The sequence below is a fragment of the Lysinibacillus sp. GJ-1 genome (assembly GCF_021166035.1).
GTDB classification, from domain to species: Bacteria; Bacillota; Bacilli; order Bacillales_A; family Planococcaceae; genus Lysinibacillus; species Lysinibacillus sphaericus.
The window spans coordinates 1,772,767-1,793,672 of record NZ_CP088912.1 but is presented as its reverse complement, the minus strand read 5'-3'; the positions used below and the strand labels follow the sequence as shown (position 1 = coordinate 1,793,672).

The window sequence follows — 20,906 nt, the reverse complement described above, 5'->3', positions numbered from 1 at the left end:
CACCACACTTTTTTGAAAATGAGTTCCAAGTTTTTTAAATAATACTGTATATTGTGGGACTGCTCATTGAAAATAAACAGTCCCTTGTCTGTATTTTTACCTTTCAACTTCTTTCATCTTCATCATAAAGTAATTCATCATACGTTTCTAAAATTCCACGATATAAACTTTCTTCGGCGAACTGTAATTTTTCATTCTTACAAAACTCCACAAAATTAAGAAATTCCTTCTTTACCTCATTCCGGAATAGCTCTATAGGTACGAGAAAACGCTGTAAATGATTTAGTTGAATTTCATAAAAATGGTCAATTTCTTGAACTAATGCATTGCCCTTGTAATTATCTAAAAAAGTAATATCAATACTTCTTCCATCATATCTATGGTTTAAAATATAGATTAAATCACACCACGTATCTAATAAATCTTCCGTTAATTGTTCTTCACCAAAAATCACCACATTATTATAAATTAAGCTCACAAAGCCACATAAGTAATCACCTTCGTTTTCTTCTAATATCTTCTGTGCCTTTTCCACAGCTAATGGATTGGTAATAGAAAAACTTTCGATTTTATAAACAGGAGCATTTAAATCTTCTTCCCCTATAAATGTTTCGATTTTTAGTTTATTCATAGAACACCCTAGTTATGGGGACTGCTCGCTAAAAACAAGCAGTCTCCCTAATAAATTTTAGATTTTAGCCTTCTAGTTTTTATCTTCTTCATTTTGTATTAATTCATCATACGTTTCTAATAGCGCTTGATATAAACTCACTTCTGCAAACTGTAGTTTTTCATTTTTACAAAACTCCACAAATTTGAAAAATTCTTTTTTCAGTTCATTTTTGAATGATTCTTTTGGCAAGAGGAATTGGCTTGAACTATTAAGTTCAATTTGATAAAACTGCCCTATTTCTTTAATTACTGTATCATCATAAGAAGCATTATCTAAAAAAACTATCCCATGCCTTCTCCCATCATAATGATTATCAAAAATATAAATTAAATCACACCACGTATCTAATAAGTCTTCAGTTAATTGCTCTTCTCCAAAAATAACAATATCATTATAAATTATGGATACATAGCCACTTAAGTAATCTCCTTCATTTTCTTTTAAAATAGTCTGTGCCATTTCAACAGCTAAAGGATTTGTAATAGAGATATTTTTAATAGTTGTATCTGAAACATTATCCCGACTAATAAATGTCTCAATTATTGGTTTGTACATAAAAATGATTCACCTTCTTTTTTTATTTACCAACTGGATAAGCAGAATTTATATGCCCAGTCCTACTAATCCTAACTCTATATTCAATTCCGTTTACTTTCGCCTGCACTTTTATCCCTTCCTTTTTAATTAGCTGTCTAGATATCTCAGATTTATTATTATTAATTACCGTTGTGACAATATTTTTAATATCATTTACAGATAAATCTGGATCAAAAAACGACTTTCCTTCATTTCCAGTCCAATAATTTGGATGATGATTTTCTAGAATATGTCTCATTTTAGCTTTCGTAAAGTAAACCTTTTTACCACCGCCTACATCCAAAGTGATATCTGTAAAGTTGGCTACAGCCTTTTTCGCCGCATCTTTTGATTTACTAAAAAATGTACGTTTGCCAATTTTCAGAACCTGTTTAAAACCAAATTTTTGTACTGTATATCTAACGACCGCACCACCGATTAAGTATACCAATGGCGGTATTACGTGTGCCTGCAACCTTACAGGATTGCTTTCAAAGATTTCATCCGTTTCTAAATTCGTAAAGATTATACTAAAATGGTCATCTTCCAATTGTTGCATCGTCACACGATAATGGTTTTGCTCAACAGTGCCGTTTTCTTCGATGACACTATCGATTAATATGTCTTCGCTTTCACTATCAAACTTGATGTCTAAATCCGCTTTCAAATCCTCGGACTCAAAAGTTGTTTGGACAAGTAATTCGTTATCATATATTTCAATATTCCGAATATTTATCGTACTATCGTCTGAATAAATAAGATTTTTATTTAATTCATCGTATAGTTCTTGTTGGTATTCTTCTGTATTCACATCCTGTATTTCATCTATGGAAATCATCACAATAGGCTCATCAGATACTACATCATATTCCTGTGCAGAAATCAAATTGGGTGCAATATTTGCAAATAGCAACGCTGCAATAATAATAGATATAAAGTGTTTTTTCCATTTCATCGTTTCATTTCTCCTTTATTATTGTATAAATATCGTACCTTTGCCATATTCAGCTTCATTCCAAAAATCTTTTGTCACAGTATATTGTTGTAAGATAGCGTTAAAATTTTCTTTTGACTCAACCTCCTTATATATTTCTTTCAACTGAATGAATAGATGTGTTGCATAGGCAGCTGCAAAAGAGGTTCCCGTAAAGACAGATGCTTGACCATTATGATGAATACTTTGTACATTCTCCCCGTTAAAAACATAATCAATTTTTCCAATAGCTGAAAAAGAGGATCGTTTATTTTTTTCATTAATAGAACCTATTGACAATACACCATCCAATTTTGCTGGATAGTCAGTTGCTAAACCATATGTATTACCAGCTGCGGCGACTATAGTAATTCCTTGTTCTACTGCTTTTTCAATAGTAGATTCTAGTTCAGCATTGGGCGTTTGAAAGCCAAAACTAATATTAATGAAATCTACCTGTTTATCTATGCACCATGTAATAGCTTCTACTAAATGATCAATTGAGCCATTGCCTTGTGCATCTAAAAGTTTAATATCGTATATTTTTAATTTAGCTTTTGCTTCTCCTACAATAATTCCCGCGACTGGCGTACCATGATTAAAATCATCTTTAATTTTTTCCCCAGGATGCGTTAAATTGACTTCTTCAAATGCGACACCTTGAAAGACATCCAAATCTTTATTTATACCACTGTCCAGTACAGCAACTTTTATATATTCGCCGTCACTTTTTATTGCCAATTGTCCGAAGGCAAAATAACAAAGAATGCAAATAATCAATGACAACAATACACTAAATTTTTTATTGATAGTGTTCGCCACCTTGTTATGTAGTTGTTAAAAAATATTTCCAACATGGATTTCGTAAAGAGAGTTATTCTGTAGGGTTTTTCGAAGACAAATGAAGTTTTTCAATCATTTTTTAGATTATTCTAAATTATCTTGATAAAGGTTGTCAATCAATTTAATGTAGATTTCCATGCCAATTTTAATGGCGTTTCCTATTAGTTTAGTGGCGTTTTCTGTAGGTTTTGTGGCGATTCCCGAGGGTTTCGTGACGTTACCTGAAGTTTTACTAGCGATTTCCTTATGACTCTATCAAAAAAAGCTATCTCAAATGAGACAGCTTCTAGATTATTTTAAATTCCTTTGTAAAAATGCTTTTGTCCGTTCGTGTTGTGGATTAGTAAAGAACGCTTCTGGATGGTTGGCCTCGATAATGTCGCCGCCGTCCATAAAGACCACCTTGTTTGCGACCTCTCGTGCAAACCCCATTTCATGTGTCACAACAATCATCGTCATTTGATCTTCCGCTAAATCTTTCATGACTTTTAATACTTCACCTGTCAGTTCTGGATCAAGGGCAGAAGTGGGCTCATCAAATAATAAAATTTGTGGGTTCATCATAAGTGCTCGTGCAATAGCCACACGCTGTTTTTGCCCTCCAGATAGATTCGCTGGATAGGCCTGTGCCTTATCAGCAAGACCAATTTTTTGTAATAAGTCTTGACAACGTTTTTTAATTGCATCCGGTGACTCCGTTTTTAGTAAGCCTGGTGCAATTTCAAGGTTTTGTTGTACTGTTAAATGAGGGAATAGGTTAAAATGTTGAAATACCATGCCCATTTTTGCGGTAATTTTTTTAATGTCTTGTTGCTTAGCATATGCCCCGTTTTGCACTAAATAGTCACCATCTACACAAATGCTGCCGCCATTAATTTCTTCTAAATGGATTAAGCTTCGAAGCATTGTACTTTTACCCGATCCAGAAATAACAGCCACGACATCATTTTTCTCTACGTTCAATGTGATGGTCTTTAGCACCTCTAACTTGCCAAAGGATTTCTTCAAATTCGATACTTCAAGCAATGCCATCTGTGTCCACCTCTATTCAAATTTAAACCGTTTTTCAAGCCACTTAAAGAATACCGTTAAAACAAGCGTCATAACCAAATAAATAGCGCCCGCAATAAAGAACGGCACAATGGTAAAGTCACGGTTGACAGCTGTTTGTGCAAAATGCAGCAGTTCAGGTACAGCTACCGCATAAAGAAGTGCTGTGTCTTTAATCAATGTAACAGATTCATTCGATAAAGCAGGCAACGCTACACGGAACATTTGTGGCAATATAATGCGTGTTGTTGTTTGCCATTTTGACAGACCTAACACTTGGGCTGCTTCGTATTGGCTTTTATCAATTGCTAATAAGCCACCACGGAATATTTCTGCAAAGTAGGCAGCATAATTTAAAATAAAACCAAGACATGCGGCAACAAAGCGGTCAAGTACCAGATATTCACCGATTACCGGCACCATCGGTAAACCGAAGCAAATTAATAACAATTGTAGTAATAGCGGTGTACCGCGCATGACATAAATATACGTATTGGCTAGCCAAGACAGTGGTTTGATACGGCTTTTCACAGCTAATGTAAGCAAAAAACCTAGTGGAATCGATACCAAAATGGCAATAATGAACAGCAACACCGTCATTTTTGCGCCTTCAAGCATCGGCAAAATCATTGTTTGCCAGTAGTCCGCCATAATTATTTTCCCTCCAAAAAGATAAGAGTTTCACGAGGAAACTCTTATCGACTGATAACATTCAATTAAAACGTGCCGCATAAGTACACGATTTATTACCATTATTTTAAAACCTTATTTTCACCAAACCATTTTGTTGAAATTTCTGCGGCTGTGCCATCTTCATTCATTTTATCTAAAGCGGCTTGCAGTTTTTCTAATAATGCTTCGTTACCTGGTTTGACACCAATTCCATATTGTTCTGGTGCTAATGATTCATCTAATAATTTGAATGTGTCAGGCTCTTGCGTCATGTAATATTCTGCTACAACAGCATCAATAATGACTGCATCTACACGCCCCGTTTTTAAATCTGTTAAAGCTAAAACATTGTCTGCAAATTCTGTTACGTTTTTCACTTCTTTGTGAATTGGATTTGAATTCAGTGCTTCAGCAGCAGATGATTGTGATTGAATACCGATTTCTTTTCCTGCTAAATCACTTAATTTTTTTATAGACGATTTATTTAATATCATTACAGCTTGTGAGTTTTCTAGGTACGGTTTTGAAAATAAAACCTTTTCTTTACGCTCATCTGTAATTGTGTAACCATTCCAAATTACATCGATACGACCGCTAATCAATTCTGCTTCTTTCGTTTTCCAATCGATTGGTTGGAATTGAGCTTCCATTCCCATATGTTCAGCAGCAGCACGTGCTAAGTCAATATCAAAACCTACGATTTCATTTTTATCATCACGGAATCCCATTGGTGCAAACTTGTCATCGATTCCTATAATAATAGTATCTTTGTCTGTTGCTTTAGTTGTTTCCTTCGAGCTATCCGTCGTACTCGATTTATCTCCAGAAGTACCACAAGCTGCTAAAGCAAGAATAGCTGTAAGCATAAAAATTAGTGTAAAAATACGCTTCATGATTTAATATCCCCTTACATTGTAATTTGTTTTATAGCAAAAACTACACTTTCTCTTGCTAAACTACTAATGTGTTAAAGAATATCAAACTGGCGCATTATTGTCAATATCCTGATTGAATTATTAGAATATTATTCAATAAAAATTTCTCTATTCTGAACGATTGAATATAACAGAAGCGCAACTTGTTCCACCAAAAAACAATTCAACTACTCAACGTAGCTGAACTGTTTTTCAAGATATTATTTATGCTGTTGTTTTAGCCATCCTATTGCTACATTTGCATGTAGAGCAGCACCATATTTAAAAATCTCTTCATTTTGGCGCATGCGCGGGTTATGCACTGGAGCCTCGCCTTCTTTGCCAGTTCCTAACACAACAAATGCAGAAGGTACTTCCTGTGAAATGTAAGAAAAGTCTTCCGAACCTCCGAGGTATCCGTTATCCACCACATTTTCAGCTCCTACTACATGTTTTAAAAATGGGGTAATGGCATCAATAAATTGTGGATTATTATAAGTTGTTGGTGTATGGAATTCGATTGTATGATACTCTCCACGCCATGCTTTTACCGTATGGTCAATCATCTCCGGAATGCGTTTACATAAGTGGTCACGTGTTTGTTGGTCATAGCTACGCATATTGCCTTGTAACACTGCTTTGTCAGGAATAATATTGGTCGCCGTACCGCCGCTCATAGCACCTACCGAAAAGGTGACACTATGGTTTGGATCTGCTTCTCGTGTCATTAATAGGTTTAAACTAGTATATAACTGATTCATAATCATATTCGCATCAATTGTTTTATGTGGCTGCGAGCTATGGCCACCATTACCTTGAATTGTAACGATATACGTATCCATCGCTTGCGTTAATGTCCCTTTATGGACAGATAATGTGCCCGCTTGTTGATCGGGCATAATATGAATCCCAAAAGCAGCATCCACCTTTGGATTTTCTAGTAAACCATCATCAATCATTAGTTTAGAACCATAACCCCACTCTTCACCAGGTTGAAACAATAATTTAACCGTGCCCTGTAACTCTGCTTCCCTGTCCTTTAAAATTTGTGCAGCGCCTAAAAGCATTGCCACATGGGAGTCATGACCACAAGCATGCATCACACCTGGATTTTTTGAAGTAAATTCACAGTCTACTTGTTCTTCAATGGGTAGTGCATCCATATCAGCGCGCAAAAGTATACAAGGGCTTCCTTGCCCAATTGTCGCAACTACGCCTGTACAATAATCTTGCGAACCAAATCCTGCTACTGCATATTTTTCTTTTATCTCAGGGGGGACTACTCCACATTGCTTATGGGCTATCCCCATTTCATCAAGCCGTTGTTGAATATATTTTTGTGTGTTCGGTAGTTCAAAGCCAATTTCCGGATATTGATGTAAATAGCGCCGATCTTGAATAATTTGTTCTTCATATTTCTTAGCATGTTGTAAAATATTCATCATGTTGCAATCCCCTTTATTTTTAGAATGAACTAATCTATTAGAATGGTCCTAGATTCATATATTGAGCGATTAATATTAAGACAAATGCCGCGAAGTGTAGTAAAAGGAATAGTTTCACTGAAAATTTCACCCAAGCGGAATAACTAACATTTGACATACCAAGCGCTGCCATTAGCCCTCCTGATGTCGGCCATAAATAGTTCGTGAAGCCATCACCAAATTGGTAGACGACAACCATTACTTGCTGATTAATGCCTAATATTTTCCCTAAAGGTCCCATAATCGGCATTAAAATAATAGCCTTCCCACTTCCTGAAACAACGAAGAAGTTAAAGAAAATCACCACGATGAAAAGGACTAATAAAGTAATAATAGTTCCTGTATTACTTAATAGATTCGATAATGAATGGACTGCTGTATCAATTATTTGCGCCTGCGTCATTAAAATCATCACCGAACGTGCAAACCCAATGGCTAGACCTGTAGGCAATAATCTCGCCGCTCCAATACCAAATGTTTCAGCAGCCTCGCTTGGTTTAAGTTTTAAAATTAGGACTAGTACGATCGCATAAATCGCATAGACAGCCGATAGTTCAGGCATGCCCCATCCTAGTTTAATCGCACCGAAAGCACTACCAACTAATACAAAAACTAAACCTACTAATGCTAACTTTCTAGACCGTGTAAATTCTTCTTCTTCATATTCTGCTGTTTTTGAATTCTCCAGCTCTTCCAAATACTCTGTAGCCACAATACTTTTACTCGGATCTTCCTTTGTTTTATTTGCATAGCGAAGAATGTAAATGATTGAAATAATGACAAAGACCATTAAGGCAACGATACGGAATGCTAAACCCGAATAAATTGGCAATCCAACAATTGATTGACTAACACCCGTCGTATAAAAGTTAACCACTCCTGATGTAAAACCAATGGCTAAGCCCACAGTTGGAATGGCAAAAGCCGTGATGCGGTCATACCCCAAGCCCATCACAACAGCCATCGCAAGTGGAATAAATGGAATGCCTCCTTCTCCGAAGCCAATTGTTCCCAATACGGAAAACAAGATGAGTAAAGTAATAATAATTAGTTTTTCTTTTCCTGCTGCAATGCTTAATAATTTATGGATACCGGCTGCAATCGCACCAGACTTTTCAAGAATAAATAGGGCGCCACTTGCAAACAGCAACATGACAATGATATCTGCTGATTGCACTACCCCGTTATGTAAAGCTGTGAAAAAATCCATAAACCCTATTGGTTTTGCTTGTTCCACATACGTAAATTTTTCTGTATGAAGTTCGGTAATGCCCGTATCTGGATTGACAATTCGCTCATACTCCCCACTTGGAACAATCCAAGACAATATTACAACGAGCAACATGACGAGCATGAACATAATGTAAACATGTGGAAAGTTAATTCCCTTTTGTTTGTCCTTTAATGACATGTGAAATCCTCCAAATCCCTCTTGTTATTAGCAAAATTAGTATTTAATTAATGCTTTAAAAAGCTCCACACCCGATTCAATTAATTCATCACGGAAATCATATTCATGTGTATGGACATGTGGGTAATCTTCACCATTCCCTATGAAACAATAGGCTCCTTTTGTTAACTTCGTAAAGTGTCCAAAATCTTCAGACCCTCGAAAAGCTTCGCTCAATTCAACGAATGCGATACCTTCCAATTTTGCAGCACAACGAATCTTTTCTACACTTTCTTTGTGATTGACCGTTTCCGGGAATTCATCATTGTAGTGAAAACTTACCTGTAAGCCGTATTGTTGCGCTTGAACTTTGGCAAAATGTTCAAGGTTTTCTTGAAGCGTATTGAGTTCCTCTTCATATAGGGCACGTATCGTTAAACGTAGATCCCCTTTCGAAGCTGCGATACCAAAAGCATTTTCTCCAACATCAATATGTACAACTGTACAAAGGACAAGCCCATTATGGCGTTCTGGAGCTGTAAAATCAGGAATTGCTTGGACAATGTTCGCAATCGCAAATGCTGGATTAATGCCCTTTTCCGGCTGACTGGCATGGGTAGGTGAACCTTCCATATGGATGGTCATACCCTTAGAAGCACATAAGGCTGTACCATCAATAATTCCGACGGTTTTATAAGCGAGCCCACTCATATTATGGTAGGCGAAAATTTCATCAATATTATGTGCTTTAATAAAATCGACACATTGAATGGCTCCGTCGCCCGTTTCTTCCGCAGGCTGAAAGAGGAAAAAGATATTTTTATCAGCGCCCATTTGATCGACTTCCAGTGCCAAACCCGCTAAAGTCGCTGCATGACCGTCATGTCCACATTTATGTGCTTTACCTGGAAATTGAGAAGCCCAAGGAAGATCAATTACTTCATCCATCGGAAGTGCATCAAAATCTGCACGGAACGCGATATTTTGCGTAGCTGATTGGGCATAGTAAATGGCATAAAACCAGTTTCCTTTATCTACAATTTCTAGATTTGTATACGTTTTCAAAAAATTGATTAAATGTTGCTTTGTCCACACTTCCTCGTTCGAAAGTTCCGGATGTTGATGCAATTCGTGTCGCAATTGTTTTGCTAAATCGAAATTTAAACTTTTCACTGTGTAATTCCCTCCTAAAATAACCAGATTTTTTAATCCCTAACGCTTTCAATTTATACAAATTCGTATAATGTATATTGTATATTATATTTTATATTTTAATTTTTTCAACAAAAAAATAATTCTGTCTTTTTAAAGACAGAATTATTTATTGTGTATAAGCGAGCATTTTTCTTCCTAAAGTGGGATAAGCTCTGCTTTATCAATATTCCAATGTACTTCTTTCATGTATCTCTCTAGTTCAGCTAACTCACCTTTTTCAAATAATTCCATCATTTTTCGATGTTCATTATTAGTTTGAGACAATCTTTTCTTTGTCAGTTCTGCCTCACCAGAATGAGCGAAGTTTTTCAAAAACTTTTTTTGTAATTGTAAAAGAAGATTTACAAGACTTTTATTTGGGCAGACAGAAAGATAGACGCCATGAAAAGCTTCCTGCATTTTATGATACATCGAGAAATTACCAGTATTAATGGCTAAATCAATACTTTGAATATAAAACTCCATTTCATTCATATGTTTCTCTGTTAAAAAAGGGGCTGCTAATGAAGCAGCTAAACCATCTAATGCCCCAATAATAAAATACGTTTCTTTCGCTTCTTCTGTTGTTAGGTTTTTAATTACAAACCCTTTTCTTGGCACATTTTCTAATAACCCTTCAGAAGACAATTGTATTAATGCCTCTCTAACGGGTGTCCTGCTAACATTTAAGCTTTCACTAATCGCACTTTCATTGACCTTTTTTCCAGCAATCAGATTCCCGTTGTTGATTTGATCTACGATATAATTATAAACATGGTCTTTTAACGATAAATAATTATTCATAAAGTAACCTCTATTTAATAATATTTTTACAATCCTTTTTATCTACTATACACTTTTTTCAAGTATCTTAGCCATAGTCATGAAATGGATTTTTATTTGTTAAATCGCTTTCCCTCTTACGTTACTTTACAAATATATTAAAAAATCATTATACATTGTTTATATTGGATATTGCGTAGGGAACCAAAATACCATTTGTATATGTATGTAAAAAAGTTGAAATTTAAAGTGTCCCTTTAAATTTCTCGGGCTTTTTGACATAGCTTTCGATAATAAAACCGCAGTCTGTACAAAGAATATATTCAACTTCTGAGCCAAAGCTCATCTTGTTCACTGGGTGCATTAATGCATAACCACTATGTTTTCCCTTCCCTAATTCTAGTCCACCACATTTTGGACATTCCGTTATTGTCGGATATTGATTCACGCGAAAACCTCCTTATTTGATCTATGTAAAAGTTCAATAGATGCCATATTATTCATAGTTAAAAAATGTATGCTTATCCTTACTATATTTACGACCGAATAATTATTTCGTTTCATTTCAAAGTAATCGTTCACATTTACTAATAGTTTTTCAACAAAAAATCTCTAAAAATATCTCTTTTATCATAATTATACTATATTCATCTTAGTGCCAAACAACGCGAAGAACTTTTAACCAAAAGAAGTATTATAGATACATGTTTGTGTCCATTTTGTTAAAGATGTATTTTATATATTGCTTTAAAGATTGTTTAAGCATATAGTAAAGCACGAAAGGACGTGTTCAACATGTTAGATCAACATACAATTAACGTGATTAAATCCACAGTACCGGTTTTGGAGGTACACGGTGTAGCCATTACAAAAACTTTCTATCACAATTTATTTAAAGATAATCCATCACTATTAAATATTTTCAACCATACTAATCAAACAAAAGGTCGCCAACAGGGCGCTTTAGCAAATACAGTGTATGCCGCTGCACAACATATCGATAACTTAGAACCGATCGTACCAGTTGTCGTACAAATTGCACATAAACATGTAAGTCTTGGCGTCTTACCTGAGCATTATCCAATTGTCGGTCAATACTTGCTTGCATCTATTAAAGAAGTTTTAGGTGATGCAGCAACTGATGAAATCATCGAAGCTTGGGGCAAAGCGTATGGCGTGATTGCAGATATCTTTATTTCAGTGGAAGAAGATTTATATAAAGCGGCAGAACAAAATAATGGCTGGCGCGCATTTAAACAATTCAAAATTACGCGCACTGTCAAAGAAAGCGATGATGTTACATCCTTTTACTTGCAACCAATAGACGGCTCAAAAGTACCTGCGTACAAACCAGGCCAATATGTTTCTATTCGTGTAACAATTCCAGGTGAAGAATATTTATTAAATCGTCAATATACATTATCCCAAGCAAGTAATGGGCAAGAATTCCGAATTTCTGTGAAACGAGAAAGTGCACACAGTCCAAAAGGGAAAGTTTCCAACTTCTTACATGATGCTGCACTTGGAACAATTATTGATGTTAGTGCACCAGCCGGTGTATTCACATATGAGCCAACAAGTGCTCCCGTACTATTTATTAGTGGTGGTATTGGTGTAACACCGTTAAATGCGATGTTACAAACGATTGAAAATAAAGAAAATGTTACGTTTCTCCAATGTGCACGGAATGAACAGGTCCTTGCTTTCCATGAAGATATTCAAAATAAAATGAATGCTTTAAATGGTCCTACTGGTTTAAGCAAGCTGTTCCGCGTATTCAAAAAAGACAGCAATGCCCATCATAAAGTGTTGTATTCTGATAATAAGGAGTACATTAATGCGAATGTGCTTCGACCTCTGTTAACACCAGATACGCAAGTATACATTTGTGGCCCAACTCCGTTTATGGAAGCAGCAGTAAATGCTTTACACGAATGCAATATCGCAGACAGTCAAATCCATTACGAATTTTTCGGTCCCGCACTACAATTAAATACAAAGTAACAATGGACTAGCCCTGTATGCGCAGGGCTAGTTTTTTCTATTGCTTAAGTCATAAGCTTAATTAGCGTTCCTTCATTATTATATGAATTGTATCCTTAATGTTATTTTGTTGACATAGAACTGTAATATTAGCATGTTAATATCATTATTGTACCAAGTAATACGTTTTAATGTTTTTAGGAGGATACATATCATGAAAAAGAATAAACGAAATAAGTGGGGGATGAAATTAGCAGTATTAGCGTTAGGCTCTTCTGTACTTTTTTCAACAATTGACACAGCATCTGCTGCAACATATACAGTGAAATCTGGGGATTCTCTATGGAAAATTGCCAGTCAAAACGGCATTTCTTATCAAACATTGATGAGATGGAATAACTTAACTTCTTCAAATATTCGTGTTGGACAAAAATTAACGCTGAATAGCACGCCTGCAAAAGTTCCAGCAACCCCGAGCGCACCGAAAAGCCTTGTTCAAGTTGCCAAACAGCAATTAGGTGTAAAGTATACATTTGGTGGTAGCAAACCGAGCACAGGATTTGATTGCTCAGGCTACATTACTTATGTTTATAATAATGCTGGTATTTCGACAAGCCGCAAATCAGCAGCAGGCTTTTATTATGCTGCAAAAAAAATAACATCACCACAAGTTGGGGATTTAGTATTTTTCGCCAATACTTATAAAGCAGGCATATCACATGCAGGTATTTATATTGGCAATAACCAAATGATTAATGCTAGTGATGGCGGTGTTAGCATTGCCAACATTCACAGCTCCTACTGGAAGAAACATTTTGTAGGTTATGGACGCTTATCATGATTTATAAAACAGTTAGGCATGCCCTAACTGTTTATCTTTTTTTATAGCATTCAGGCTAATCACAAAATAAAATCGCCCTTTACAATCGTAATGGGCGATTTCTAGGTTTATCGGCATTCACAAATATGTTACGTGTGTGCTACTTTCTTGGCTTTTAATTTTGCTAAACGAAGCAAATAGATAATAAAAACAATCCCAAGTACAGCTGCTGCTGTAAAATAGACGGAAGCGTACCCTACTTGCACCGCGACCATACCTAAAATATAGGATCCAAGGGCAATACCAAGATCGAACATTGTAAAATATGTTGCGGTTGCATAGCCACTACGAGTATGGGCAGTTGATTGAACTGCTAGTGCTTGCAAGCTTGTCGTCACAGCACCGTAACCAAAGCCAATAAAAATGGCCGTAACTAAAAATAGTGCTGCTCCTGCAACATTAGCAAGGAGGATTAGTCCAATTGCGAAAGAAATAATACCGGGGATAATAACAAACTGCGGTCCTTTCGTATCATAAAGCTTGCCAGTATAAGGTCGTGTAATTAACATAGCGGCTGCAAACACAGCATAAAAAAGACTTGCCACAGCCATTAAATCTTTTTGCTGTGCGTATACTGACAAAAATGATAACACACTTGCATAAGAAAACGCGACCATACTTGCAATGGCAGCTACTGGCAATGCTTTCCGTTCAAATAAATCATCAAACTTAAATGTCAATTTCCCCGTATGTTCAGGCTTGGGTAAATCCTCTGTATCAACTGTTACAGCTAGTATACCCCCTACTAAAATACAGATACTCATAACGATAAACAAAACATTAAAACTACTATATTGAATTAGTAGTAAACCGATAAAAGGACCAATGACTACGGCTAAATTTGTAGACATTGTAAAATAGCCTAGCCCTGCTCCTTTACGGCTTGCCGGCACAATATCAGCCGCTAAAGAACCGGCTGCTGTCGTAATAATGCTAAAGAAAATCCCTTGCACAAAGCGCAAAGTTAATAAAAGGCCTAATGGATGAATAAATAAATATAAAATGGTACATAAAAAATAGCCTGCAATTGCGATAACTAATAGCTTTTTCTTACCGAACACGTCTAATAACTTACCAGAAAACGGGCGTACTATAATGGCAGATAACAAGAACCCCGATAGTAATAATCCCGCTTCTTTATCCGTTTGGTGCAGTTCACCAATCGCATATAAAGGTAAAGTTGTGACTAGACCATAAAAAACAAAAAATACCGCTATATTTGTTAAAAATAAACTAATGAACCGCTTCGTCCATATTTGTGTGTTTTCCTCTTGCTGCATATCAATCAACCTTTCATTTTTTGCAATAGATTTATAAATTGTGACTGTTCTTCTTCAGTCAGGGAACCAACCATTTCTGCTTCAAATGCTAATATCGTTTTTGTAATAATCGGTAAACGTTCTTCCGCCATGGCTGATAATGTCACAATTTTTTCGCGCTTATCTTCTCCTTCAACTCTTTCCACCCAGCCTAAATCTTCAAGCCGCGATATAGCTCTTGTTATACTTGGCGCCTCGACATTTAAATACTTCCAAATTTGTGTCAAAGTCATTGAACCGTGCTTATGTAAACAATATAAAATGGTCCATTGCGAACTATACAACTGATGTTGTTTTAAAACTTCGTTTAAACAATTCGTTAAATATCGACTTTTTTGAAATAATGCATGGAAAATTGGATTCATTGTATCTCCCCCTCATTTATTTACCTAGCTAAATAAATACTATACGCCTCATTTTTTATGTTGTAAAGGAAGATATTTATACTGGCGTTGCGCATGCATTTTATGGCGTTTTTCTTATGGTTTGTGGCGATTCTCACGAGTTTAGTGGCAATATGTCCTGTTTTACCCCTACTAGCAGGGAATTTATAGTAAATGTCGAATAAAGCTACTAGACTAAAAAAGGGAGATGGAAACATGGGGAAAAACATACTAATTATCGCAGGTGATGCAGTAGAAGCTTTAGAGATTTACTATCCATATTACCGCTGTTTAGAGGCGGGCTATCATGTCACTATTGCTGCTCCATCAGTAAAAAAGATGCAAACGGTTTGTCATGATTTTGTGGATGGTGTGGATACGTATATCGAGCGTCCAGCATATGGCATAGAAGCAAATGCAGCCTTCGCGGATATCGATCCAGCACAATTTGATGGTTTAATTATTCCTGGTGGGCGTGCCCCTGAATACATCCGATTAAACGAGCATGTTCCGGCGCTTGTAAGCCATTTCTTTGAAGCAAATAAACCAATCGCAGCTGTTTGCCATGCCGCACAAATTTTCGCGACAATACCGGAAGTCCTAAAAGGGCGCGAACTAACAGCTTATATCGCCTGCAAACCGGAAGTTCAAGTCGCAGGCGGTACGTATATTGACGCAAATCTGCACTCCGATGGTAACCTTGTCAGTGGTCATGCATGGCCAGATTTACCTGGATTAATGCGTGAGTTTATCAAAAAAATAGAAGCATAAGGAAGAAGAGGTTGGGACATAACTAAAAAAAATTAAGAAACAGACGAAATGTGTTCATAATTTTTTGCTATATGGGAACTTAGCTATTCTTGCTTTTGTAATTAAAAAAATTAGAAGTGTTCACTAGTTGTTGGTAGCGGAGGTGGTGACTCCGGCGGGAACAGTACACAATGTAAGACGCGGGCAGACCGCGCGTTAGCGAGGGTTGCGGCTTACGGTGCTGAGCGGAAAGCACCGCTGTAGCGGATAACAACGGCATAGCAAAAAAGTGTTAGATTGATTAGGTTCAATCTAACACTTTTTCTCATATGTCCCAGCCTCTATTTCGACGTTTCCTGAAGCTCGATATCAACTACTTGTTGTGTTTTGGTCGTATATTTTATTGTTACATAAACACCAAATTCTTTGTCACCCTCTTGTAACCACAGTTTAAATTTTTCAATCGTTGCACCTTCTTTTATTTCACTGCCTTCATGCAAATAATCAATAATTTTTGAATTAGGATAGGATGACTGTGTTTTTTCAATCGCAAGCTTGCCCCATTTTGCATAAGCAGGCGTTTGTTGTTGAGCATTGGCATCTGGCATTTGTTGTGGAAGCGCCAATACTGTCATCATAATCCCAAGTGCTGCAAGTATTTTTCGCATGTTGTAAGCCCCTTTCTTTTTTATAGAATGTGCAACATCCTAAAAATCATTATGCCTTAAGCAAAATAAAGAAAATCGAATCGTTTAGATGTATGTATTTGTTTAGCCTTGCTGAAACTAAAAAATGCTCCAAATAGTAACTTGGAGCATTCCACTTAAATTACTTAACGACTTTTTTTGCTTGGTTGCTGGGGATTATTATGAATAACTTGATTAAATTCGGCTGAATATTCTTCCCGATCATTTCTTTTATGTGTATCTTCTTTCTTTTTCTTTTTGAAACTTGTTTTACTTTTCTTTGCCATTGCTAACGCCCCCATTTTAGTTCTTTTTATTGGATTGTTGGTTTTTATCATGGTTCGTTTTATTGTTTTTGTTTTTCGCTTTAGCATCAAATTCTGCACTGAATTCTTCGTTTAAATTATCATTTGGGTTGTTGTTGTTACTATTACTATCATCAAGGTCTTTACTTTTATACGTTCCAAAAGGATTATGTGTTCTTTTATTCATTGTTTTATTGTTATTTTTATTATTTCTATTTCCCACAGATTTTCACCTCCTCCTTGTAATGTGCGCACGCGTGAAGGTTTTATGCTATGGTGAAAACTTCAATGGAAAAATTCCAACTACTGCAAGACTTACCATACTGACAAATTGGAATAAACAATCTAGCAAACTTCATATATTATAAGAAGATATACTACATAATACTTTCACTGTACGTCATAACTTAAATCATAAAAGGAGACATACCATGTCAAGTTCTCTATCATCCGCGAAATTAAATGTGCCTTATAGTACGACCGAAACAATTGAAAGACCTAGATTACATGATTTCTTTCGTGAAAATGACCAGAAAAGGATTACAATACTTCGCGCGCCAGCAGGCTACGGCAAAACAACACTTTTAAGTCAATGGCTTATCCATTCTCAACAACCAATTGCTTGGGTCGCCATAGACCAAGCAGATAATGATCCAATCAGATATTGGACTTTTGTCTTTCAGGCAGTAGCGCAAGCCTGTGAAACCGATGTCGATAAAGTGCTCGCACCACTATTACAAGGGCAAGATGTTTCCACTTTCGATTTTCTGATGGAGTCGTTTATCCATGAACTAAATACGGCTAAAAAAAGCTTTCATCTTGTAATGGACGATTACCATTTGATAGAAAACGAAACAATTCATCGCACGATGATTAAACTAATCGAACAACTACCATCTTATGTTCACATATATTTGACTACTCGAACAGCTCTTCCATTACCAATTGCGATATGGCGAGTAAAACAATGGGTACATGAATGTAATACCGAACATTTACGCTTTACTTACCAAGAAACAAAGCAGTTTTTTTCCTTAAAAAATTCAATCTCATTAAACGAACACCAATTACAAACAATACAAAATAAAACAGAAGGATGGATCGCAGGATTACTATTAACGAGTCTAACTAATTTTAATGAAGTACAACCATTTATTTCTAATTTTTTGTGGCAAGGCATTATTCATAAACTCCCAAAAACAATACAAAATTTTCTGTTAAAAACCTCTTTTTTACATGAATTAGAGCCTGCTATATGTGACCAATTAATAGAGGAGACGAATAGTGCAGAACTATTAGCTTATTTAGAAGAAAATGGCTTGTTCACAGTTTGTCTTCAATCATCAAAACTTGTTTTCCGCTATCACCATTTATTTGCTGAGGCATTACAAGAAGAACTGATGAAGCAATATACCGAACAAGAAATAAAGTCCCTTGTCGAAAAAACGGTTCAATTAATTTATGGAAAAGGTGATTACACTTCCGCGATTGAATTAGCATTAAAACATCATCTATATGAGCAAGCCCAACAATGGATTTCTCATCATCTTGTTCAACTTTTTTTATCAGGTCAAACTGCAACTTTCATGCGCTGGTTACAACAGCTAAGAGACAATCAACAAACAGTCCGTTATGAAATGCTTATTTTGGGCTATGAACGTGCAATTTCAATATTAGAAATGACAACCGCTACCTCCATAATGGAAGAGCTTGAACAGCGTCAACTCAGTGAACAATGGATGGAACAAAAAGAAAATATAGCTATCGCGAATATTTACGAACGAACCAAAGCATATGCCTTAGTTGCCTCGGGTGGGAAATTACAAACCGTGAAAGAAATATTAGAAAAACAGCTCACTACACAACAAGCTCCGTGTCGTTGGGATAAAGTACGAATGCCCTACAATAATTTTGAATATAAACTTTCGCGCACAAATTTAGCTTCAAAAGGCAAATTACCCGCAATGGATGAAGTTCCAAAAATTACACAGCTATTTCGGGATACAAATTTTAAAACATTATATGTGACCGCCTATATATCTGGCATTGCTGCTGAGGTGTACTATGAGAGAAATTTACTAGAAGATGCGCAAAAGGAGCTTGATATTGCAATCCAATTAACTCAACAACAGCCAGATCCTAACTTATTTGTTCCTATGTATTTGCTAAAGGCTAACATTTACATGCATCAACAGCAAACCAATACAGCGCGGGCTATGCTGACACAATTGTTAGAAGATGTTGTTGAAAAGCATTGGCGGAATACTATCCAAATTATGATTGCTTTTTTTTACATTGTGGAGGGTGATGACGAGCGTGCAGAGTCTATCCTACAGGCTACAAAAACGAAACAGCCATTTTGGATGCTAGTGTATGCTAGATTATTATTATTAAAGAAACAACCAAATGATGCATTATCTATCGTTGTACAAGTTAAAACAAAAGCACAACAAGACGAGCAAGTTGGGACAATTATTGAAGCAACCATTCTTGAAGCCGTTTGCCAACTACGTTTAGACAACCATGATATTGCTTTAGATACTTTACACGAAGCGCTACAATTGGCAGCAAAGTTTTACTACGTACGAACCCTTTTAGACGAAAAAGAAATACTGCCCCTTCTCAACCAGTATTTTCAATTAGAGTCCTTAACATCTAAATGGAATCCTGTCCCTAAAAGTTATTTTGACTATTTACAAAAAAATTGTACAGTGAAGAAGGAACCGACTGATTTACTTACCCCGCGCGAACAAGAACTCTTCGATTTATTAACAAAAGGGCTGAGTAATCAAGAAATAGCCAAACAACTGCATTTATCTAATGGTACAGTTCGCGTTTATTTATCTACTATTTATAGTAAGCTAGGTGTCAATTCAAGAGCGAAAGTAATTGCACTTAAAAACCAACGATAGCCATTCGTAAAAAAATGTACATCACTAAAATCGTTAGGGATGTACATTTTTATTTGTCCTTTAGACAATTGTATATTCAGTTATGTTAAGTAAGGCACCGACTGCACCAGAAAAACCGTGGTCATTGATAAAAACAGGTGTATGCTTTTTCGTGCGTGTATAATTAGCAATGACTTGTGCAAGATGTTCATTATAACTTAAGGTAGAGCCAATATACACAATATGTTGTGCATTTTTTTCCTCGGCATATTGAATACTAAGCGTCGTGATAACCTCACCAACGAGGCCTTGAACAGTCGCAATAATATCCTCAGCAGGCTGTTTCAATTCCTCAGTAATACTGACTTTACCAAAATTACTTGCCGTTAAATGCCCGTCAATAGGTGTATCCATACCTTGATAAATATCTTTGACAAGCAAGTCTACACCTTCACGATTACCCTTTGTAGCCATTTCTCGGATTTCATTGTAATCTGTAATCCCTGTTGTAAGCGCTGACAATCCAATCAAGGTTCCGCCCCCAACGCCTGTCCCTCCTACACGTATATGGGTGTTCCCCTCCATATAATGGATTGAAGTTCCTGTACCGATATTGGTAATCATACTACGCTCGAAGAAGTATCCTTCTTTATTTAGTAAAAAACGAACTCCCTTCAATGTAGCTTCAAACTCTACTATATAATGAATCGATTTCATTGTTTTGATGACATCAAGTAATTGTTCTGTACGCCCCCCCGTAACACCAATATCCTCAATATCTGGATTATTTCGAATCCACTCCATTACAGACTGCAAATCATTAGACGGAAAAGTTGTTAAAATAAGCTCATTGTGCTCGTCTAAATAAGCAACCTTCGTCAATGTGCCACCTGCATCAATACCTATAGCCTTTGGCATACCATTCTCCTTTAACTTTATTCAGCAGAAATTTTTCTACCTAAATAGATGGTTAGTTGAATATGAATACTAGTTTACTCTTTTATTCAGCGTGTGTCTAAACGCTAACTAATAAAAGTTCATGCCTCCGGCGATTGTCACGGATTTCAAAAGGAGTTTTTTGTGTATGCACAATTCAAAATCCTGACGCACTTTATTTTGCGCGAAAGCGAAAGGTCAGCGATCATTACGCCGAGGCA

The 20,906-nt window shown here is 36.2% G+C and carries 22 protein-coding genes; 4 read left to right on the top strand and 18 right to left on the bottom strand.

The genetic code is table 11. The features are described from left to right. Window positions 1-103 precede the first annotated feature (103 nt). The 12 genes from LO754_RS08390 to LO754_RS08335 all read right to left on the bottom strand — a co-directional run bounded on the left by LO754_RS08390 (window position 104) and on the right by LO754_RS08335 (window position 11,000). Complete coding sequence (locus tag LO754_RS08390; RefSeq protein WP_231785998.1) at window positions 104-631, bottom strand: hypothetical protein; 528 nt, start codon at window positions 629-631, stop codon at window positions 104-106. Window positions 632-703: 72 nt separating this feature from the next. Next, the gene (locus LO754_RS08385) at window positions 704-1,228 is read right to left on the bottom strand and encodes a hypothetical protein (protein ID WP_024363442.1); all 525 of its coding nucleotides are present in this window, start codon (window positions 1,226-1,228) and stop codon (window positions 704-706) included. Window positions 1,229-1,250: 22 nt separating this feature from the next. After that, on the bottom strand, window positions 1,251-2,204 hold the full coding sequence (locus tag LO754_RS08380) for an SAR2788 family putative toxin (protein WP_231785997.1): 954 nt from the start codon (window positions 2,202-2,204) through the stop codon (window positions 1,251-1,253). A gap of 18 nt (window positions 2,205-2,222) precedes the next feature. Further along, a complete protein-coding gene (locus LO754_RS08375) occupies window positions 2,223-3,008 on the bottom strand; it encodes a S8 family peptidase (RefSeq protein WP_052599465.1) in 786 nt (261 codons plus the stop codon). Window positions 3,009-3,356: 348 nt separating this feature from the next. After that, window positions 3,357-4,097 carry an amino acid ABC transporter ATP-binding protein gene (locus tag LO754_RS08370; RefSeq protein WP_305068886.1) on the bottom strand — a complete coding sequence of 247 codons (741 nt, stop codon included), beginning with the start codon at window positions 4,095-4,097 and terminating at the stop codon, window positions 3,357-3,359. A 12-nt stretch (window positions 4,098-4,109) separates the two neighbouring features. Continuing rightward, the gene (locus LO754_RS08365; RefSeq protein ID WP_231785996.1) at window positions 4,110-4,766 is read right to left on the bottom strand and encodes an amino acid ABC transporter permease; all 657 of its coding nucleotides are present in this window, start codon (window positions 4,764-4,766) and stop codon (window positions 4,110-4,112) included. Between the two features lie 101 nt (window positions 4,767-4,867). After that, window positions 4,868-5,680, bottom strand: a complete 813-nt coding sequence (locus tag LO754_RS08360; RefSeq protein WP_231785995.1) for an amino acid ABC transporter substrate-binding protein — start codon at window positions 5,678-5,680, stop codon at window positions 4,868-4,870. 242 nt (window positions 5,681-5,922) lie between these two features. After that, window positions 5,923-7,146, bottom strand: a complete 1,224-nt coding sequence (locus LO754_RS08355) for a M20 metallopeptidase family protein (protein WP_231785994.1) — start codon at window positions 7,144-7,146, stop codon at window positions 5,923-5,925. Between the two features lie 37 nt (window positions 7,147-7,183). Further along, window positions 7,184-8,596, bottom strand: a complete 1,413-nt coding sequence (locus LO754_RS08350; RefSeq protein ID WP_231785993.1) for an AbgT family transporter — start codon at window positions 8,594-8,596, stop codon at window positions 7,184-7,186. 36 nt (window positions 8,597-8,632) lie between these two features. Next, a complete protein-coding gene (locus LO754_RS08345) occupies window positions 8,633-9,748 on the bottom strand; it encodes a M20 metallopeptidase family protein (protein ID WP_024363434.1) in 1,116 nt (371 codons plus the stop codon). A gap of 177 nt (window positions 9,749-9,925) precedes the next feature. Beyond that, on the bottom strand, window positions 9,926-10,573 hold the full coding sequence (locus LO754_RS08340) for a GntR family transcriptional regulator (RefSeq protein ID WP_025219194.1): 648 nt from the start codon (window positions 10,571-10,573) through the stop codon (window positions 9,926-9,928). 223 nt (window positions 10,574-10,796) lie between these two features. Continuing rightward, the gene (locus LO754_RS08335) at window positions 10,797-11,000 is read right to left on the bottom strand and encodes a hypothetical protein (protein ID WP_024363430.1); all 204 of its coding nucleotides are present in this window, start codon (window positions 10,998-11,000) and stop codon (window positions 10,797-10,799) included. Window positions 11,001-11,347: 347 nt separating this feature from the next. On the opposite strand from LO754_RS08335, the gene hmpA reads away from it, so the two are divergent. Together hmpA and LO754_RS08325 are read left to right on the top strand one after the other, a co-directional pair. Next, window positions 11,348-12,556: an NO-inducible flavohemoprotein gene (gene hmpA / locus LO754_RS08330; protein WP_231785992.1), complete on the top strand. Its 1,209-nt coding sequence runs from the start codon at window positions 11,348-11,350 to the stop codon at window positions 12,554-12,556. A gap of 193 nt (window positions 12,557-12,749) precedes the next feature. Then, complete coding sequence (locus LO754_RS08325; protein WP_024363428.1) at window positions 12,750-13,376, top strand: C40 family peptidase; 627 nt, start codon at window positions 12,750-12,752, stop codon at window positions 13,374-13,376. Window positions 13,377-13,504: 128 nt separating this feature from the next. On the opposite strand, the gene LO754_RS08320 is transcribed toward LO754_RS08325, so the two are convergent. Next, window positions 13,505-14,695: an MFS transporter gene (locus LO754_RS08320; protein WP_231785991.1), complete on the bottom strand. Its 1,191-nt coding sequence runs from the start codon at window positions 14,693-14,695 to the stop codon at window positions 13,505-13,507. Between the two features lie 5 nt (window positions 14,696-14,700). After that, the gene (locus tag LO754_RS08315; protein ID WP_024363426.1) at window positions 14,701-15,099 is read right to left on the bottom strand and encodes a MarR family winged helix-turn-helix transcriptional regulator; all 399 of its coding nucleotides are present in this window, start codon (window positions 15,097-15,099) and stop codon (window positions 14,701-14,703) included. Between the two features lie 234 nt (window positions 15,100-15,333). Here LO754_RS08315 and LO754_RS08310 point away from each other — a divergent pair, with 234 nt between their 5' ends. Continuing rightward, window positions 15,334-15,888 (top strand): DJ-1/PfpI family protein, encoded by a 555-nt coding sequence (locus LO754_RS08310; protein WP_025219190.1) that lies wholly within the window; start codon window positions 15,334-15,336, stop codon window positions 15,886-15,888. 320 nt (window positions 15,889-16,208) lie between these two features. Here the strand turns inward: LO754_RS08310 and LO754_RS08305 are convergent, their stop codons facing one another. The 3 genes from LO754_RS08305 to LO754_RS08295 all read right to left on the bottom strand — a co-directional run bounded on the left by LO754_RS08305 (window position 16,209) and on the right by LO754_RS08295 (window position 17,081). Continuing rightward, complete coding sequence (locus tag LO754_RS08305) at window positions 16,209-16,535, bottom strand: DUF3889 domain-containing protein (protein ID WP_107894102.1); 327 nt, start codon at window positions 16,533-16,535, stop codon at window positions 16,209-16,211. 164 nt (window positions 16,536-16,699) lie between these two features. Then, window positions 16,700-16,840, bottom strand: coding sequence for a hypothetical protein (locus LO754_RS08300; RefSeq protein WP_162832722.1), 141 nt, complete (start codon window positions 16,838-16,840; stop codon window positions 16,700-16,702). A gap of 16 nt (window positions 16,841-16,856) precedes the next feature. Then, window positions 16,857-17,081, bottom strand: a complete 225-nt coding sequence (locus LO754_RS08295) for a hypothetical protein (protein WP_024363423.1) — start codon at window positions 17,079-17,081, stop codon at window positions 16,857-16,859. A gap of 208 nt (window positions 17,082-17,289) precedes the next feature. Between LO754_RS08295 and LO754_RS08290 the strand changes: the two genes are divergently transcribed. Next, a complete protein-coding gene (locus LO754_RS08290) occupies window positions 17,290-19,770 on the top strand; it encodes a winged helix-turn-helix domain-containing protein (protein ID WP_231785990.1) in 2,481 nt (826 codons plus the stop codon). Between the two features lie 60 nt (window positions 19,771-19,830). On the opposite strand, the gene coaW is transcribed toward LO754_RS08290, so the two are convergent. Beyond that, complete coding sequence (gene coaW, locus LO754_RS08285) at window positions 19,831-20,667, bottom strand: type II pantothenate kinase (RefSeq protein WP_024363421.1); 837 nt, start codon at window positions 20,665-20,667, stop codon at window positions 19,831-19,833. Window positions 20,668-20,906 lie beyond the last annotated feature (239 nt).

What these genes read in the sequence shown, in the direction of transcription:
- LO754_RS08290 (WP_231785990.1), top strand. Translation starts at nt 17,290, where the DNA reads ATGTCAAGTTCTCTATCATCCGCGAAATTAAATGTGCCTTATAGTACG.
- LO754_RS08380 (WP_231785997.1), bottom strand. Translation starts at nt 2,204, where the DNA reads ATGAAATGGAAAAAACACTTTATATCTATTATTATTGCAGCGTTGCTA.
- LO754_RS08320 (WP_231785991.1), bottom strand. Translation starts at nt 14,695, where the DNA reads ATGCAGCAAGAGGAAAACACACAAATATGGACGAAGCGGTTCATTAGT.
- LO754_RS08385 (WP_024363442.1), bottom strand. Translation starts at nt 1,228, where the DNA reads ATGTACAAACCAATAATTGAGACATTTATTAGTCGGGATAATGTTTCA.
- hmpA (WP_231785992.1), top strand. Translation starts at nt 11,348, where the DNA reads ATGTTAGATCAACATACAATTAACGTGATTAAATCCACAGTACCGGTT.
- LO754_RS08300 (WP_162832722.1), bottom strand. Translation starts at nt 16,840, where the DNA reads ATGGCAAAGAAAAGTAAAACAAGTTTCAAAAAGAAAAAGAAAGAAGAT.
- LO754_RS08340 (WP_025219194.1), bottom strand. Translation starts at nt 10,573, where the DNA reads ATGAATAATTATTTATCGTTAAAAGACCATGTTTATAATTATATCGTA.
- LO754_RS08355 (WP_231785994.1), bottom strand. Translation starts at nt 7,146, where the DNA reads ATGATGAATATTTTACAACATGCTAAGAAATATGAAGAACAAATTATT.
- LO754_RS08350 (WP_231785993.1), bottom strand. Translation starts at nt 8,596, where the DNA reads ATGTCATTAAAGGACAAACAAAAGGGAATTAACTTTCCACATGTTTAC.
- LO754_RS08390 (WP_231785998.1), bottom strand. Translation starts at nt 631, where the DNA reads ATGAATAAACTAAAAATCGAAACATTTATAGGGGAAGAAGATTTAAAT.
- LO754_RS08310 (WP_025219190.1), top strand. Translation starts at nt 15,334, where the DNA reads ATGGGGAAAAACATACTAATTATCGCAGGTGATGCAGTAGAAGCTTTA.
- LO754_RS08370 (WP_305068886.1), bottom strand. Translation starts at nt 4,097, where the DNA reads ATGGCATTGCTTGAAGTATCGAATTTGAAGAAATCCTTTGGCAAGTTA.
- LO754_RS08315 (WP_024363426.1), bottom strand. Translation starts at nt 15,099, where the DNA reads ATGAATCCAATTTTCCATGCATTATTTCAAAAAAGTCGATATTTAACG.
- LO754_RS08325 (WP_024363428.1), top strand. Translation starts at nt 12,750, where the DNA reads ATGAAAAAGAATAAACGAAATAAGTGGGGGATGAAATTAGCAGTATTA.
- coaW (WP_024363421.1), bottom strand. Translation starts at nt 20,667, where the DNA reads ATGCCAAAGGCTATAGGTATTGATGCAGGTGGCACATTGACGAAGGTT.
- LO754_RS08305 (WP_107894102.1), bottom strand. Translation starts at nt 16,535, where the DNA reads ATGCGAAAAATACTTGCAGCACTTGGGATTATGATGACAGTATTGGCG.
- LO754_RS08365 (WP_231785996.1), bottom strand. Translation starts at nt 4,766, where the DNA reads ATGGCGGACTACTGGCAAACAATGATTTTGCCGATGCTTGAAGGCGCA.
- LO754_RS08360 (WP_231785995.1), bottom strand. Translation starts at nt 5,680, where the DNA reads ATGAAGCGTATTTTTACACTAATTTTTATGCTTACAGCTATTCTTGCT.